This window comes from Streptomyces sp. PKU-EA00015 (assembly GCF_013387495.1).
GTDB lineage: Bacteria > Actinomycetota > Actinomycetes > Streptomycetales > Streptomycetaceae > Streptomyces.
On record NZ_JABZEE010000044.1, the window covers coordinates 35,969 to 50,580 of the forward strand.

Annotated in this window: 17 protein-coding genes and 1 pseudogene; 10 read left to right on the plus strand and 8 right to left on the minus strand. The window is 68.7% G+C overall.

Annotated elements, in window-relative coordinates:
* Positions 1–83: 83 nt before the first annotated feature.
* From HW130_RS25145 to HW130_RS25155, 3 genes and pseudogenes are all read right to left on the minus strand, one after another.
* On the minus strand, positions 84–887 hold the full coding sequence (locus tag HW130_RS25145; RefSeq protein ID WP_177151973.1) for a DUF2182 domain-containing protein: 804 nt from the start codon (positions 885–887) through the stop codon (positions 84–86).
* 167 nt (positions 888–1,054) lie between these two features.
* Positions 1,055–1,752, minus strand: a pseudogene (locus HW130_RS25150) (HAD-IC family P-type ATPase); the annotation flags it as partial.
* Positions 1,753–1,783: 31 nt separating this feature from the next.
* On the minus strand, positions 1,784–2,440 hold the full coding sequence (locus HW130_RS25155; RefSeq protein WP_309140567.1) for a DUF4386 domain-containing protein: 657 nt from the start codon (positions 2,438–2,440) through the stop codon (positions 1,784–1,786).
* 158 nt (positions 2,441–2,598) lie between these two features.
* Here HW130_RS25155 and HW130_RS25160 point away from each other — a divergent pair, with 158 nt between their 5' ends.
* From HW130_RS25160 to HW130_RS25170, 3 genes are all read left to right on the plus strand, one after another.
* Entirely contained in the window at positions 2,599–3,309 is a 711-nt protein-coding gene (locus HW130_RS25160; RefSeq protein WP_177151976.1) for a TetR/AcrR family transcriptional regulator C-terminal domain-containing protein, read from the plus strand.
* A 502-nt stretch (positions 3,310–3,811) separates the two neighbouring features.
* The gene (locus HW130_RS25165; protein WP_177151977.1) at positions 3,812–4,810 is read left to right on the plus strand and encodes an inorganic phosphate transporter; all 999 of its coding nucleotides are present in this window, start codon (positions 3,812–3,814) and stop codon (positions 4,808–4,810) included.
* An 18-nt stretch (positions 4,811–4,828) separates the two neighbouring features.
* Positions 4,829–5,452, plus strand: coding sequence for a hypothetical protein (locus HW130_RS25170; RefSeq protein ID WP_177151978.1), 624 nt, complete (start codon positions 4,829–4,831; stop codon positions 5,450–5,452).
* A gap of 750 nt (positions 5,453–6,202) precedes the next feature.
* Here the strand turns inward: HW130_RS25170 and HW130_RS25175 are convergent.
* Positions 6,203–6,625, minus strand: a complete 423-nt coding sequence (locus HW130_RS25175; protein WP_177151979.1) for a DUF1707 domain-containing protein — start codon at positions 6,623–6,625, stop codon at positions 6,203–6,205.
* Between the two features lie 76 nt (positions 6,626–6,701).
* On the opposite strand from HW130_RS25175, the gene HW130_RS25180 reads away from it, so the two are divergent.
* Positions 6,702–7,298 carry a TetR/AcrR family transcriptional regulator gene (locus HW130_RS25180; protein WP_177151980.1) on the plus strand — a complete coding sequence of 199 codons (597 nt, stop codon included), beginning with the start codon at positions 6,702–6,704 and terminating at the stop codon, positions 7,296–7,298.
* A gap of 351 nt (positions 7,299–7,649) precedes the next feature.
* On the opposite strand, the gene HW130_RS25185 is transcribed toward HW130_RS25180, so the two are convergent.
* The gene (locus HW130_RS25185; RefSeq protein WP_309140568.1) at positions 7,650–8,165 is read right to left on the minus strand and encodes a hypothetical protein; all 516 of its coding nucleotides are present in this window, start codon (positions 8,163–8,165) and stop codon (positions 7,650–7,652) included.
* A gap of 447 nt (positions 8,166–8,612) precedes the next feature.
* Between HW130_RS25185 and HW130_RS25190 the strand changes: the two genes are divergently transcribed.
* The 3 genes from HW130_RS25190 to HW130_RS25200 all read left to right on the plus strand — a co-directional run bounded on the left by HW130_RS25190 (position 8,613) and on the right by HW130_RS25200 (position 11,452).
* Complete coding sequence (locus HW130_RS25190; protein ID WP_177151981.1) at positions 8,613–8,783, plus strand: hypothetical protein; 171 nt, start codon at positions 8,613–8,615, stop codon at positions 8,781–8,783.
* Between the two features lie 31 nt (positions 8,784–8,814).
* On the plus strand, positions 8,815–10,191 hold the full coding sequence (locus HW130_RS25195; RefSeq protein WP_177152054.1) for an MFS transporter: 1,377 nt from the start codon (positions 8,815–8,817) through the stop codon (positions 10,189–10,191).
* 424 nt (positions 10,192–10,615) lie between these two features.
* Complete coding sequence (locus HW130_RS25200; RefSeq protein WP_177151982.1) at positions 10,616–11,452, plus strand: class II glutamine amidotransferase; 837 nt, start codon at positions 10,616–10,618, stop codon at positions 11,450–11,452.
* 115 nt (positions 11,453–11,567) lie between these two features.
* On the opposite strand, the gene HW130_RS25205 is transcribed toward HW130_RS25200, so the two are convergent.
* Together HW130_RS25205 and HW130_RS25210 are read right to left on the minus strand one after the other, a co-directional pair.
* Positions 11,568–11,936, minus strand: coding sequence for an amphi-Trp domain-containing protein (locus tag HW130_RS25205; RefSeq protein WP_177151983.1), 369 nt, complete (start codon positions 11,934–11,936; stop codon positions 11,568–11,570).
* Positions 11,937–11,996: 60 nt separating this feature from the next.
* A complete protein-coding gene (locus tag HW130_RS25210; RefSeq protein WP_177151984.1) occupies positions 11,997–12,227 on the minus strand; it encodes a hypothetical protein in 231 nt (76 codons plus the stop codon).
* A 520-nt stretch (positions 12,228–12,747) separates the two neighbouring features.
* Here HW130_RS25210 and HW130_RS25215 point away from each other — a divergent pair.
* Positions 12,748–13,074 carry a carboxymuconolactone decarboxylase family protein gene (locus HW130_RS25215; RefSeq protein ID WP_177151985.1) on the plus strand — a complete coding sequence of 109 codons (327 nt, stop codon included), beginning with the start codon at positions 12,748–12,750 and terminating at the stop codon, positions 13,072–13,074.
* Between the two features lie 43 nt (positions 13,075–13,117).
* Here the strand turns inward: HW130_RS25215 and HW130_RS25220 are convergent, their stop codons facing one another.
* Entirely contained in the window at positions 13,118–13,297 is a 180-nt protein-coding gene (locus HW130_RS25220) for a hypothetical protein (RefSeq protein ID WP_177151986.1), read from the minus strand.
* Between the two features lie 10 nt (positions 13,298–13,307).
* Between HW130_RS25220 and HW130_RS25225 the strand changes: the two genes are divergently transcribed.
* On the plus strand, positions 13,308–13,634 hold the full coding sequence (locus HW130_RS25225; protein ID WP_177151987.1) for a hypothetical protein: 327 nt from the start codon (positions 13,308–13,310) through the stop codon (positions 13,632–13,634).
* A 480-nt stretch (positions 13,635–14,114) separates the two neighbouring features.
* A complete protein-coding gene (locus HW130_RS25230) occupies positions 14,115–14,549 on the plus strand; it encodes a subtilase-type protease inhibitor (protein WP_177151988.1) in 435 nt (144 codons plus the stop codon).
* The last annotated feature ends 63 nt before the right edge of the window (positions 14,550–14,612 follow it).

The window sequence follows — 14,612 nt, forward strand, 5'->3', positions numbered from 1 at the left end:
TGAGACCGCGCGCCGAGCCCGCTCCCGGGATAGCAAGCGGCCTCCTTTCCAGCGTGCGCCTCACCGGCCCAGGAAGCGAACGGCTACATCGACTCGGACATCTGAAGGCCGGGCAGCAGCCCGTCATGGAACGGGGCGAGTGCGGCCAGGACCAGGAAGGCGATGCCGACCACCCAGGTGAGCCACGGCCCCCACCGCCACAGCTTCTCCAAGAAGATCAACGCCGCCAGCCCGGCCATGGCCGCCACGTTCATGACACCGAGCGGGAGAAGGACGATCATCAGGCCCGAGCAGCAGCCCACGCAGTAGAGCCCGTGGTGCGTGCCCACGCGCAGATCTCGGGCCCACGGCCGCCAGCGCGCGTACTGGATCAGGTGCGCCAGCGGGTTGCGGCAGTGGAGCAGGCACATCCGCTTCAGCGGCCCGCACTGATACAGCCCCGCGAGCAGGAATGCAGCGGCGCCCAGCCAGCGGCCGACACCGGGATGGTCGTCCACCAGCCTCCCGGTCGCCGCCAGTGCCCCGTACGCGAAGAGACCGAATGCCGTCCAGGAGAGCAGGTAGCCTCCGGCGAACTGGGCGATGCGCGCAGCGCGCGCGACGCCGGCCGACTGCCGGCCGATCGCCCGCGCCCAGGCGATGGCCACCGGCGCCACCGACGGGAACATCATCGCCACCATCATGGTCACCCACAGCAGCAGGAACAGCGGCAGCGCCAGCCCCATCGTTCCCGGTTCCATGCCCATGTCTTGGGACTGGGCCACAGTGAGAACCCATGCCAGCCCGGCGAGGAGGACCATGAGGATCCACGCGGCAGCCAGATCACGCCGCGGCAGGAGGTTGCCGGACTGTGCCGGCTCGGGGGCCGTGATGCGGACGTGCAGCATGGCGCTCCTCCGAGAGTCCTGTCTCTGCTGCGACCGTGGGACGCTCACCACGGGAGACGGGCGGTATCAACGGCGGCTGGCCGGGCCCTGACGAGTCGGCCCCGTTCCTCCAGCAGAACACAGAAGCGGGGCGCTGGAGAAAGCAGGCCGTGGGTGGCCGTCAGCCGTCAGCGGTTCAGGGGCATAAAGCGCCGCAGCCGTAGGCTGTTGGAGACCACGAAGACCGAGGAGAACGCCATGGCGCATCCGGCGATCATCGGGGTGAGCATGCCGAGGGCGGCCGAAGGCAGCGCGGCGACGTTGTAGGCGAAGGCCCAGAACAGGTTGGCACTGATGGTCCGCAGAGTCCTGCGGGCTGGCCGGATGGCATCGCCCGCGGCCCGCAGGTCGCTGCTCACCAGGGTGAGATCGGAGGCGGCGATCGCCGCGTCGGTGCCCGTGCCCATGGCCAGGCCGATATCAGCCTGAGCCAGAGCAGCGGCGTCGTTCACACCATCACCGAGCACGGCCACCGCCCGGCCGCCCCGCTGGAGGTGCTGGATCTCAGCGACCTTGTCCCCCGGGTGCACCTCGGCAATGACCTCCGCGACGCCGACCTCGGCAGCCACCGCGCGGGCGACAGCGGAATTGTCACCGGTGAGCAGAACCGGGGTGAGCCCCAGCTGCTTGAGATCGGCGACCGCCTGCGCGCTCGTCGGCTTCACCGTGTCCGCCACCTCGAGCGCGGCCCGTACGCGGCCTTTCCATGCGGCGAAGACCCCGGTGCGCCCGCTGGCCTGGGCCGCGGCGAGGTGTCCGGGATGGGCAGCGACCACTGATCGCGCAACCACGACTCACGCCCGGCCAGCACGGTGAGACCGTCGAGGTGGTCGACCCAGACTTCTTCGTTCTGCGTCTTACTCGGCACCAGATGTGAGGGGCGCTGGATTGAATCCTTTGGTGATGAGCCGGACGGCAAGTGTCACTTCCCAGGTGAATACGGGGATCGCCATGACGGACCCCACCAGGGAGACCTGCTCGTAGAGCCCGAACATCACAGCGGTCGCCGAAGCGCCGATCAACGAGCCTCCTACAAGTCCCAGGACGGCGATGAACCGTGGCACGAGCCCCGAGCGGTACATCAACCACGCCAGAACCAGCGAGTTCGCCGCCAGGATGAAGTTGGGCCCGACAAGGAACGTCCAGTCATGGATCGCTACGAGCGTTTCGCCGGCCGTGACGAGAGACCCGGTATCGGCGCCCGGCGTTTGCGCGAAGTCTCTCCTCAGCGTCACGACCGACAGGACGCTGATGATGCCGACGACGATGACGGCGGCTTCAAGAAGGCGAGCGCAGACATAGCCCAGCGCGGCACCCTCGTTCTGCCTCTTGATGATCGGAAACAGTGTGACCCCGGTGCCGATGACGGCTGTCACGAGGACGATCTCGAACAGCGCCCCCAACAACACCCGAGTGTCGGCGCCGGAGCCGACGACGTACTGGGCGCCGTCCAGAGCGGGGCCGTACAGCGCGAGCCCCCCGATCGCCGAGACCTCGGTGAGAAGGAAGAACACACCCGCGACAACAGCGGTCTTTCTTGTTGAGTCCACCTGGACCCTCCACCCCATGAATGGTGTACGGCGTACACCGGTGGCCCAGGGTAGGTGTACGCCGTACACTCGTCAAGGTGGGAATCCGGTTCACGACGGATCAATCAGGGAGCTGATCGGAAATGGCCCAGCAGACGGAGGCAGTGCGCCGGGCGCCTCTGAGCAGGGACCGAGTGCTGCGCGCCGCCGTCGCGCTTGCCGATGAAATCGGGATCGAAGCGCTCAGCATGCGAAAGCTCGCGCAGGAGCTGGGTGTGGTGCCGATGGCCCTCTACAAGCACGTCGCCAACAAAGACCAGCTCCTGGACGGCATGGTCGATGTCGTCGTCGGCGAGATCGACCCTCCGGCGCCGGGGTCCGACTGGAAGAGCGCGGTCCGACAGAGGATCCTCTCGGCGCGACGAGCTCTCCTGGCCCACTCCTGGGCGGCGCAAGTGGTGCAATCGCGAGCCCGCCCGACGCCGACCGTGCTCGCGTACATGGATTCGGTGATCGGAATGTTCCGGACCGGCGGCTTCTCCGTCGACCTGACGCACCATGTGATGCACGCCCTGGGCAGCCGGATGCTGGGGTTCACCCAGGAGCTGTTCGACGCCTCACCGAGCCTCGACCCGGAGGCGCAGGCGGTCGTGGTCCCTGCGGACGCCGGAAAGTTCCCCTACGTGACGGAGCTGGCCATGGCAGTCACCCACGACGAGGAATCCGTCGTGGGCCAAGGCTGTGATGATCAGTTCGAGTTCGAGTTCGCGCTGGACCTCCTCCTGGACGGATTCGAACGACTCCATCAGCAGGGGTGGACTTCCACCAACCCTTCGGGAGAGAAGACCGCCTGAAGCGGGCGGCAGCTAAGCGGGCGGGTGTACCGGTGCGGCCGACGGCGAACTCTGTGCCAGGAACAGGGGCTGCTCGGCGGCGCCGATGCGGGACAGCCGGGCGCGCTGCTCTCCGAGCCCCGGCAGCCGTCCCGGGCGCAGGACGTCCGGCCGGAGCTCTTCAGAGTGTGAGCGCTGCTCAACCAGGACCAGTTCGAGGGCGTTCAGCCCGCTCCCGACCGCGAATGGCTGCGCATCCTCATCGCCACCGTCCTCGTCGCCGGCGCCGTCAGTCCGCGCACGGCGCGCGTTGCCGCCGTCGGCGGCGGCCGTGATGACGGTGGGAAGGTCGAGGAGGAGAACCGGCAGCGTCCCACCTAGTCAGTGCAGAGCGACGTTCATCGGCCGTGTGCGTGTCGCGTGTCCGTGCCGGGCTCCTGCGGGGGTTTCGCGGCAGGATGGAGACAGGGCCAGGCGCCTGTGGCCGTCCAGGACCGTGTACGTGGCGAAAGGTGATCCGGCCATGGAGCTCACTCTGGTGGTGCTGATCATCATCGTGGGGCTGACGTTCGACTTCACCAACGGCTTCCACGACGCCGCGAACGCGATTGCCACCTCCATCTCCACCCGGGCCCTCACGCCCCGCATCGCCCTGGCCATGGCCGCCGTGATGAACTTCCTCGGCGCCTTCCTGGGCACCGAGGTCGCCAAGACCGTCGGCAGCGGCATCATCGGTGCACCTGAGGAACTGTCGGGCCTGCTGCTGGTGATGTGCGCGCTCATCGGCGCGATCGGCTGGAACATCTTCACCTGGTGGCGGGGGCTGCCGACCTCGTCGTCCCACGCCCTGATCGGCGGACTGGTCGGTGCCGCCCTCGCCGCCTCCGCCACCGTGCACTGGACCGGCATTGTGGACAAGGTCCTGCTGCCCATGCTGCTGTCCCCGCTGGTCGGCGTGGCCCTCGGCTACACACTGCACACGATCATCCTGTGGGCGTTCCGCCGCTCTGCCCCGCGCCCCGTGACCCGCCGCTTCCGTATTGCGCAGACCGTGTCAGCCGCCGCTATGGGCCTCGGACACGGGCTGCAGGACGCACAGAAGACCATGGGCGTCATCGTCCTCGCGATGGTCACGGCGGGATGGCAGGACGACTTCTCCGTACCCCTTTGGGTGATCGCGGCCGTGGCCGCGGCGATGGCCGCCGGCACCTACAGCGGAGGGCGCCGCATCATCACCACCCTCGGCCGGCGCATCGTCCACCTCGACCCACCGCGCGGCTTCGCCGCCGAGACCGCTGCCACGGCCGTCCTCTACACCACCGCGTTCGTCTTCAAGGCCCCGATCTCCACCACCCAGACGATCACCGCGGCCATCCTGGGCGCCGGCGCGACCCGGCGCATCAAGGCCGTGCGCTGGCAGGTGGCCCGTTCCATCGGCACCGCGTGGATCCTCACCTTCCCCGGAGCCGGGCTGCCCGCCGCCGCCCTCTACCTGATCCTGGACGCCATCACTGGCCTGTGACCTCAGCGGAGGCCCCCGATGCCCACCACACCCACTCCCAAGTCAGGCAGGCCAGCACGCGCCGGACTCCCCGACGGCCTCCCCGTGCCAGGCCGCTTCACCCATCTGCACCCCGACGACGGCGCCTGCCTTATGGAGGCGGCCTCCCTGCTGGCCACCGGCTGCTTCACCGACCGACCGACCGGCACCCATCCGGTACTCGCCGCGCTCGCCCGTGCGGTCAACGATGCCGTCGACGACGCCACCCGCCACACCCTGTGGCCGCTGGCCGCCGATCTCGCCAACGCGCACCCCGCCGACCGCGCCTACGGTCCGCTGCTGGTGGGCACGGTCGTGGACGCCGCCCGCCGCGTGCGGCCCGACTCTCGGCGCCTGAAGTGCCGCAGCGCGGCCTGCCACGCCCGGGCCCACCGGCTCGCCCGAGCCCGTACCAGGACGACACCGGCCCGCATCGCCGACATGCTGTGGTGGCACGGCCCCGGCCACCACCACCTCGAACACGCCCTCCGCGTCCTGCTCACCGCCCCCGACGCCGACCAGCGCCTGTCCCGGCTCCTCCATCGGGCCGTGACGGAGGCCCGGGTCCGAACCACCAGGCAACAGGCACCGACCCACGCGGAAACCACCTCGCAGCGCGGATGAGGGCCGGGGACAGTGACCGTGGCAGTCAGCCCGACCCCGCGGCCTCTGCCGTTGGACGCCAGCAGGTCGGGCGGCTTCGGCCGGCATCTGGTACAGGAGCTGTCGGTCGACGTGCGGGTCCAAATCCGCTCCGCTGGGAAGATGGTGATTGCGGTCCTGCCCTGTCCCACTGCTGTCAGTCCGCGGGGCTGAGGAACGGGATCGGGGACTCTCGTAGTCCGCGTGGCGCTGTCGTCTTGCCAGAAGGAAGTCTCGGTCATGCCGGGGCTGATGCCTCGACCGCGGCCACCGCGTGGCCGTCACGAGGGGCTCAGGAGTAGAAGTCCCTGGCGACGTTGAGCGGACCGACGCCCATCCCTGGCGCGCCCGTTGGCTGAGATGGTTTCTCCCCGTCATGACGCGGAGCAGTACGCGACCTTGCCCGGGGGCTACTGGCAGGACACTCGCACGGTCAGCAGCCAGGCCAGCCGATCCTTGATCCGAGGAAGAGCGGGCACCTCAGCGAAGCAACGCCCCCAGGCGTGCGTATCTGGAGCGGTCACCCACCGCCATACCGCAGATCGGGACCCGCTCGTACGGCTCGCAGGTCGGCCTGTGGGCGGCGCCCACGCAAGAGAGGCTCGGCGCAGGCCCGCCCGAGCGGCCGGCTCCTTCACCATCAGCGTGGGGAAGGTGGAGTGCATCACCCCGTTCATCACAGACCGTGCGGCAGCGCTGGCGCCTCCACCGGCGAGATTCGTGCGGACCGTCCTATTCACGGGTGCTGTCTGCATCACGCGGCCAGATGGCGATGGCGATCAGAACGGCCGCCCACACGCCGAGCGGGGTCAGTGGCCAGAAGGACGTCAGGTCTCCCTTCTGTGCGCAGCTGGCGCCCCAGATCCCGGACATGATCACTGCGCCGCCGAGCCAGTAGCGCCACTCGGCCAGCCACTCCTTGAGGTCCTTGAGGTCCTGCTCCGCCCTCGTCGGCACGGGTGCGGGCAGATCGGACGTGAGCACGGCAAGTTCATCGGCGGTACGCGCCCGCAGGGCGCGTTGAGAACGGGTCTCATGCTCGTGCGGGTCGATTCGTCCCTCGGCCAGCGCCGCTGCCAGCACGGCTAGCACGTCGTCGCGATCACGGTCCGAGACCCGCACGGCAGGCAGGGCGCTTTCGTATCGGTCATCCATCACTCTCCCCCTTCGGCGCAAGGCGCCTGAGCCACCTATAGAATACGACCGTATTCTATAGGTGGGAGCGTGATCCATGCCCAGGACCGTCGACAGGGAGGAGCAGCGCCGGCAGATCGGTGCGGCCCTGCTCCAACTCGTCGCCGAACGCGGCCTCGAGGAGGTCAGCGTGCGCACCGTGGCCGCCGCCGCAGGCCGCTCTCCCGGCGCCGTGCAGAAGTACTTCCGCACCAAGGACGAGATGCTCGTCTTCGCCGCCGAGCTGGCCGGCGAACGCATCGAGCGCAGGATGGCCGACGTGAACACCGCACCGTCCCTGCGTCAGGCGCTGCTCGAACTGATCATGACCACGCTCCCCGTGGACGCCGAGCGACGCGCAGAGGCCACCGTGCAACTCGCCTTCGCGGTCCACGCGGCACACCATCCGCGCCTCGCCGCGATCCGGCGACAGGTCGACCAGGAGGTCCGCCAGGCGCTCGCCGCCTGGCTGGAGTCGGCCGGACACCAGGCCCACGCGGTCGCCATCGCCGACGCCGTCATCGCACTGTCCGACGGTCTGGCACTGCGCATGCTGTACGCCCCACAGGAGTGCGAGCACCTGCTCACCGTCCTCGACCAGGCGCTGGACGCCCTGATCCCGACCGATGGTGCGCGCTCCGTCACGTTGCCCTGAGGCCCCGTGAGTACCTGTCCTGTGCACGACAGCGTCCAGGCAGGCCGCGCCTTTCCCTCGATGCGCACGGCCACGCCGGGGTCTTCGCTCAGCCACTCGAGCAAGAGAGGACGCAGTTACTGTGCGCTGAATGGACCGCGAGGCCGATGGAGTGAGAGTGCCGAGCCGTCCGCGGCGGCTGACGATATGCCGGTTCTCGTGGGGCAGTAGGGCCGACCCGGTGACAGCGAGGTGGGCCATGAGCCGCACGTGTCTCGGAACCGCGTCGGGCCTGCGGAGTGTACGTCGCCTAGGGGCCTTTGAGGCGCCGGTGGGCGGCAGGGAGAAAACGATGGGGAGCCGCCCCGGGGTTCAGTGAGGGACTGCAGCCTTGGCGGCCACGAGGGCGAGCCCCAGAAGGAGGTTGACGGCACCATTGGCGGCGACCAGGCGGCGAGGAGCGCCGGCTTTTACAACGGCTGCCGTGGACCATACGACCTGTTCGGCAATGGCGACGGCAAGCCCCAGCCAAGCGGTGCCGCCAGGGCTGAGCCCCAGAAGGGGACTCAGAGCCACGGCGGCGGCCGGCGGGAGTGCGGCTTCAGCGATCGGCGACTCCACGCGTGCTTCATGGCGGATCCGTTTCCACGACGGCGCGTGGCGGGCCACTCGCTCGCCGACGAGCCGGGCGTAGACGTGCGTCATCCAGAACACCAAACCTGTGGTGAGCAGCATGATCACAAGCTGAAGCCGGGGGAAGGAGCCCAGCGTTCCTGCTGTGGCGATAACGGAGGCCGCAAGGAGCGAGCCATAGACCGCCCCGGCATAGTTCCGCGAAGCTGCTTCCGCCGATTCCGGTTCATGACGTGTCATCAGTTCAGCATGCACGAGTGCCCGCAGCTCACGTTGTCACCGCGCCCTGTGTTGTGGGGTACTGGCCGCATGCTCAGTCAGCACAGGGACTCCGGGGCACGCTGTCGTCCTCGTCCTTCCGGGCTGCGGGGAGGTGAAACAGGCGCTGGGCGGGCTGCGGGATGCCGAGGTGTTGCTGGAGCGGCGAGTCGTGGCCCTGTCCCCGCCGGAGCTGGAAGTCGAGGAGCCGGTGCCGCTGACGGCCTGTCCCTGATCGGAGTGCTGCCCGACGCGTCTCGAACGGCGTCCCTGCTCGGAGTGCGGTGAGCTCGACCGCGGCGCAGGCTTGAGACAAGGGGAACCACAGTGGCAGCCCGGAACCGGCGGGCAGCCCAGGCACCCATGGGCTGTCGCGGACGGGACTGGAACACGGGCCGGCAAGACGCTGAACGAGCCGCGCCCGATCGGGCGAGGGAGCCTTCCATGAACGCCTACCCGCCTATCGCCGATCAAAGGATGGTCGGCGACCTTCAGACTGCCGCGCTGGTGTCGTCCGAGCAGACGATCGACCGCGCCGTACGTTCACGCACCTACGCGTTGATCGCCGCGGTTATCGCCCTCGACGAGGCGGAAGGGAGCAGCGCCGGTGGCTGAAGCGGATGCCTCGGGACGCCCGCCCGGTGCGATGCGCGGCGTGTTGGCCCCACTCGCCCTGGCCCAGTTCATCTGCAGCTTCGCCGGTTCGAACATGAACGTGATGATCAACGACATCAGCGAGGACCTGGACACGAGCGTGCAGGGAGTGCAGCTCGCGATCACGATCTTTCTCCTGGTCATGGCCGCGCTGATGATCCCCGGCGGCAAGCTGACCGACCGCTACGGCCGCAGGCGGTGCTTCCTGGCCGGTCTCGCCGTGTACGGCGTCGGTGCCTTGCTGAGCGCGGCCGCCCCGGGCCTGGGCGTCCTCATCCTCGGCAACTCGATCCTTGAAGGTGTCGGCACGGCGCTGCTCATTCCGCCCGTGTACATCCTCACGACGCTCCTGTTCACGGAAGTGACCTCACGTGCCCGCGCGTTCGGGGCCGTCATGGCGCTGGGAGGCATCGGCGCCGCCGCGGGGCCGCTGATCGGGGGGCTCATCACCTCCGCCATCAGTTGGCGGGCGGCCTTCGTGTTCCAGGCCCTGGTGATCGCATTGATCATCATCCTGAGCCGCCGGATCAAGGATCCTCTGCCACCGGATCCCGCGCGCCGCTTCGACACGGCCGGAGCGATCCTTTCAGCCGTCGGTCTCATCCTCGTCGTCACGGGAATCCTGGCAGCCGACAACAACGTCTGGCTGATGATCGGCCTGATCGCCCTCGGTGGACTCGTGCTGCTGTGGTTCTTCCGGTCGGTACGGGCCAAGGAGCGGGCCGGCGAAGAGCCACTCCTGTCGACGATCCTGTTCCGCAACCGCACCTCCAATCTCGGTCTCGTCACGCAGAACATCCAGTGGCTCCTGCTGATGGGGACGTCGTTCGTCGTCGCGACCTATCTCCAGGTCGTCCGCGGATACGACGCGATCCAGACCGGCGTGATCTTCACGGCCGCCACGCTGGGCCTGCTCGTGTCGTCACTGGCCGCCGAACGTCTGGCGAGGCGGTGGGCGCAGCGCGCCCTCATCGTGACGGGCTTCGTCGTGGCGATCGCCGGAGTCGGCGTCCTGCTGGCCATGGCGAGCGGCTCTCCGAGTGCCTGGGCCTTCGCGCCCGGACTGCTGCTGATCGGCCTGGGCCTCGGCCTGAGTCTGACCCCATCGGTCAACGTGGTGCAGGCGAGCTTCCCTGACGAGCAGCAGGGCGAGATCTCCGGGCTGTCACGCAGCGTCTCCAACCTTGGCTCCTCACTGGGCACCGCGGTCGCCGGTACCATCCTCGTCGCCGGCCTCACCGCCCATGCCTACGGTGCCGCGATGATCACGCTGGCGGTCCTCGGTCTCGTCGGCCTCGCCGCCGCGGTGTTCCTCCCCCGGGGCCTGGGTTCGAGGACCACTCCTTCTCCGTCGCACGAACCCCCGTGAGTTGTCTCCGCATGACGCTGGTGCGGTTTTGTGCGGGTCGGCCCTTGCCGGGGGCCACGCCAGTGCTTTCGGCCGGGCGCCGAGGCCGGACGGGGAGCTGTTGTGCAGCTGGGCCGGATCAAGGGCCGGGCCATCGCCCCGAACTCGGAGCGATGGCCGTTCGATCCGTGCCCGCATGGCGATGCGCGGCGGGGGAGGCGAAAATGGGATGAGCCGGATAGGGGCCATCCGATCAGCGGACACGGCGTCGCCTTCAGCGCTGGGGATGCGGCAGTCCGTCCACAGCGCGCTGGAAGCCGAGCCGACGGGGCAGTGGGGTGCAGCAGCCAGGTGACCGGCGGACTGGTTGAAGGCTCCGGAAATCCGCCAGCGGGACATCAAGGTATTTCCCGCGGGTGCCAGGTAGGAACACAGGTGATCGCTCATGTGCCGATGGCTCGCTTACTCGGGAACACCCCTGCTGCTCGACACCATCCTCTACAAACCGGCCCACTCGCTGATCGATCAGAGCCTCCACTCGAGACTGGGGGTCGAGACGACGAACGGCGACGGTTTCGGCGTCGGATGGTACGCGCAGGAAAGCATCGGCACCCCGGCCCTGCTCAAGGACATCGGCCCCGCCTGGAACAACCGCAATCTGAGGGAGATCGCGGATCATGTCCGCTCCCCGTTGTTCTTCGCCCACATACGGGCGTCGACCGGCACGGCGGTGCAGCAGACGAATTGCCACCCGTTCCGGCACGGCCGTTGGATGTGGATGCACAACGGTGCCATCGCAGGTTTCCCTCTCATACGCCGCGAGCTGTCCCTGCTCGTCGATCCCGGGCTGTACTCCGACATCGAAGGAACGACGGACTCGGAGATGATGTTCTACCTGGCGGTCACCTTCGGCCTGGACGAGGATCCGCCGGGCGCCGTGGCCCGGATGGTGGGAGTGGTGGAGCGCAGCGGCCGCGACCACGGTGCGGAGTTCCCGCTCCAGATGACGATCGCCGTGACCGACGGCGAATGCGTATGGGCATTCCGCTACTCGAGCGCGGGCGCTTCCCGGTCGTTGTTCTACAGCACCCGCGTGGACACACTGAGAGAGCTGCACCCCGACATGGCGTTCCTGCAGGAAGTGTCCGACGAGACCCGCCTCATCGTGTCCGAGCCCCTCGGTGATCTGCCGGGTGCCTGGAACGAGGTGCCCGAGAGCAGCTACGGCGTCGTACATGCCGGAGCCGACGAGTTGCATCCCTTCGCCCCACAACCGGCGTGACGCATCAGCGGATCGCGGGCTCGGTCACCTCGGCAGTCGTCGGTCGCGGTGATCGGCCGTATTCGGTTGCGCGCCGAACAGGGCGTGTTGGTCAGCCCGCGGGGCCTGGCGTGACTCAGGGCTTTTTCGTGACGGACCGCTTGGTGCCTTTGGTCCTGCTGGTGCTCGTACCGCTACGCCCTGGCTTTGCGGGCACATCCTTGCGCGTTGTGGCCTCCTCCGTGCCTGCGGCCGTCCGCGATGGCGCTGTCCGGGTCGGGGCGGTCGGCCACTTGAACTCGATCTCCAGCTCGATCTCCCCACCACCGATCTCGACCTCTATCTCGCTGCGAAGGTCGTCGGGGATCCGCAGGCTCAGCGTTCCGGGGCTGAGTTCCAGTTCGGCGTCCCCGCCTTCCCTCAGCGCGGCTGCGAGTGCCGTGAGCTGGTCAGCCGCCTCGAGGCGTGACACGGAGCGCTTCTGCTCGTACTTGAGGTCCTTCATGGTGTCTCCGATCCGCACACGGTCTGGGTGTCGGGCCGCCCTGCCAGGTCGTCCCCTGCCTCATCGCTCAAACGGACTGGGAGCGGTGCACAGTGCCCAGATCACGGAGCCGTTGATCGCGGTCAGGACGACGGCCCGGAACCGCGCGTAGGGAATCCGAAGGGAGTTCGCGAGCATGGCCAGGCCGGCCGCCGACGATCCTGGCCCGGGTGGCGCCTGGAACAAAGCGGCACCCGCAAGGGCGACGACCACGTCGTGATCGGATGGATCCAGCCTCACCTGACAGGCCATCGCCGGCTCCTTCGTGTTGAACGGCCCCGCACGACCGCCCGTTCCCGTTCGGCCGGGGGGTTACCTCCAATCTCGTCCTCTCGGGTTCGCTGCGCACGTCGGGGGGCTCGATGGGCGGTTGTCGATGAACAGTTCGCGCAAGTCGGCGTGATGTCGTGGTGCTTGCATGCAATTGACCGATCACGGCAGCCGGCTTTGGGCGCCTGTGGACGACATCCCTTACGGTCATCTGCAAGTCGTCGGCGCACGCGCTGCGCCACGAAGCCGCGCCGCCGGCGCCGGAACGGGCGGGACCTGTCGGCTCGGCATACGGGCACCGTCAACCCGGATGACTGGGGCCTCCATCAGGCCCCGGCCTTCCCCGCGCTCCGCGCCTCCCGCATGGCGCGGCGAACCATGCGCGCGCCATGCGGGAGGCGCGGATGGGTTCTACGGTTGAGGGGAGGCCCCGCATTTGCGGAACTCGGTTCTTTCCGCCTCACACCCCTCGGGCTCGAGACTCACCAGGAGGGCATACGCTATGTCCACTGCATCCGACACCCCTGTCCTGGACACCCTCGCCGCCATGACGGTCGACTCGATCGAGCGATGCGGGCTGGCTCCGGACATGCTCATACTCACGCGCATCGCGGCACTCGCCGCCTCGGACGCCCCGCCCATCTCCTACGCGGCCCATATCGACCCCGCGATCAGGAGCGGCCTGACCGCCGAACAACTGCAGGACGTCCTGGTCGCCATCGCACCCATCGTGGGCACCGCCCGCGTCATGACGGCAGCGGGCAACATCGCCACGGCGTTCGGCATCGCCATCGCCGTCGCCGATGCCGGGATCGAAGCCCAGGGCTGAGAGCAGCCGCCCGCCCGGCATTGATGATCCGCGCGGCCGAGAGTCAGACGAAGGCGGGGGCGGGATCCTCGCTGGTCCAGTGGACGTTGAAGAGGGCGGCGACGAGGCGTTCGTGCTCTGGCTCGAGCTGCCCGGCGCGGTGCTTGGTGCGGGCCTTGGCGAACCATGGGCAGATCTCGACCGTGCGCCGTCGACAGTGATCGACTCGCGGGCCGAGGGGCACGGCGTTCGCGGTGGAGGAAGAGCTCGAGGAGCTGGACGGCCTGGGGGAAGGTGCGGGTCGTGGCGCGCGGGACCAGGCTCGTGGCGGCCGGGGTGACGCCGAGGGTCTTGAGGAGCTGGTGCCGGCCGGACTCGAGGGCAGTCCAGCGGGTGAGCTGCCGGGCGGCCCAGCTGCCGAGGCATCCGGCCGGGTGGCCTTGAACACCGCCGACCGGGCAGGGCCCTGGAGCGGGACGACCTCCTCGACAGCCAACTCGACAGCCTCGACGCGCGCCGCCGGCCTGGTAGCCGATACCGACGCGCTGATCGTCCGGACCGTCCAGCCGGCGCCGTCGTAGATGCAGAACTGTGCGTGGTCCGAGGGGACATGCACCCAACGGCTGGCGCGCAGCGAGGGAAGATGAAGCACCAGCCCCTGACCTCCGCGGATCATGGCCGCTGTGGTGAGGAGACCCGAGCCGCTCGTAGCGTCAACGGTCGGAGCGGCTTTCCGCACCTGAGCCTCGCACGGCCGTCGGGGGCAGCGGCCGGCAGAGGCGAAGGGGGACTTTTCGGCCGAGGTGAGTCAGCCGGTGCACGAGCATGTGCCCCTTGCGCTGCTGGTAGGAAGAACAGGGCGGCAAGGCGTCAGGCAGGTGGTGCAGTTGTGGCCCCGTGGATCGAAGGAGCTGGCTGTGCTGGTGAGCTGCAACGATGCGCGAATCAGACAGGGCATGCCCACAGCGCGCGTCCGAAATAGCGGCCTGCGGTGTGCTTTTGACTCATGCGTACGCAACGCTGCTCGTATCGGCAGACGCCTTCGAGCAAAGGAGTGCTCCATGCGACACCTCGTAGGAAAGGCCACGGCAGCCGCAGGGCTGGTGGCGTGCTCGACCGTCCTCCTTGCGGGTCCGGCCCACGCCGAGTCGGCACGACCGAGCAGCTTGTACGCTCCCTCGGCGATGGTGCTGGCCGTCGGGAAGGGAGAGAACGCGGCCGCAGCGACGATGCAGCGGGCGGTGACGCTGCAGTGCAGTCCGGCACCCGGCGGGGACCACCCCGACGCACGTGCCGCCTGTGCCGAGCTGCGCAGCGTCGACGGCCGGCCGGCTCTGCTCATCGAGGACAGCAACGAGCGCCTGTGTCCGCAGATCTACGACCCGGTGACCGTCACGGTCGACGGCGTGTGGGAGGGCCGCCGCCTCTCCTATGAGGAGACCTTCGCCAACCGCTGTCTGATGGAAGGAAAGGTGCCGCAGCTCTTGCAGTTCTGAGGCGGTCACCTGCCCAGGCCCGGTCTCCACGATCGTGGAGACCGGGCCGCTGTTGTCCAACCG

Bases quoted from the DNA above. Each gene is read 5' to 3' on its own strand.
- HW130_RS25200 (WP_177151982.1), top strand. From the start codon at position 10,616: ATGTGCCGATGGCTCGCTTACTCGGGAACACCCCTGCTGCTCGACACC.
- HW130_RS25215 (WP_177151985.1), top strand. From the start codon at position 12,748: ATGTCCACTGCATCCGACACCCCTGTCCTGGACACCCTCGCCGCCATG.
- HW130_RS25195 (WP_177152054.1), top strand. From the start codon at position 8,815: ATGCGCGGCGTGTTGGCCCCACTCGCCCTGGCCCAGTTCATCTGCAGC.
- HW130_RS25160 (WP_177151976.1), top strand. From the start codon at position 2,599: ATGGCCCAGCAGACGGAGGCAGTGCGCCGGGCGCCTCTGAGCAGGGAC.
- HW130_RS25170 (WP_177151978.1), top strand. From the start codon at position 4,829: ATGCCCACCACACCCACTCCCAAGTCAGGCAGGCCAGCACGCGCCGGA.
- HW130_RS25175 (WP_177151979.1), bottom strand. From the start codon at position 6,625: ATGGATGACCGATACGAAAGCGCCCTGCCTGCCGTGCGGGTCTCGGAC.
- HW130_RS25190 (WP_177151981.1), top strand. From the start codon at position 8,613: ATGAACGCCTACCCGCCTATCGCCGATCAAAGGATGGTCGGCGACCTT.
- HW130_RS25165 (WP_177151977.1), top strand. From the start codon at position 3,812: ATGGAGCTCACTCTGGTGGTGCTGATCATCATCGTGGGGCTGACGTTC.
- HW130_RS25145 (WP_177151973.1), bottom strand. From the start codon at position 887: ATGCTGCACGTCCGCATCACGGCCCCCGAGCCGGCACAGTCCGGCAAC.
- HW130_RS25210 (WP_177151984.1), bottom strand. From the start codon at position 12,227: ATGGCCTGTCAGGTGAGGCTGGATCCATCCGATCACGACGTGGTCGTC.
- HW130_RS25205 (WP_177151983.1), bottom strand. From the start codon at position 11,936: ATGAAGGACCTCAAGTACGAGCAGAAGCGCTCCGTGTCACGCCTCGAG.
- HW130_RS25180 (WP_177151980.1), top strand. From the start codon at position 6,702: ATGCCCAGGACCGTCGACAGGGAGGAGCAGCGCCGGCAGATCGGTGCG.
- HW130_RS25230 (WP_177151988.1), top strand. From the start codon at position 14,115: ATGCGACACCTCGTAGGAAAGGCCACGGCAGCCGCAGGGCTGGTGGCG.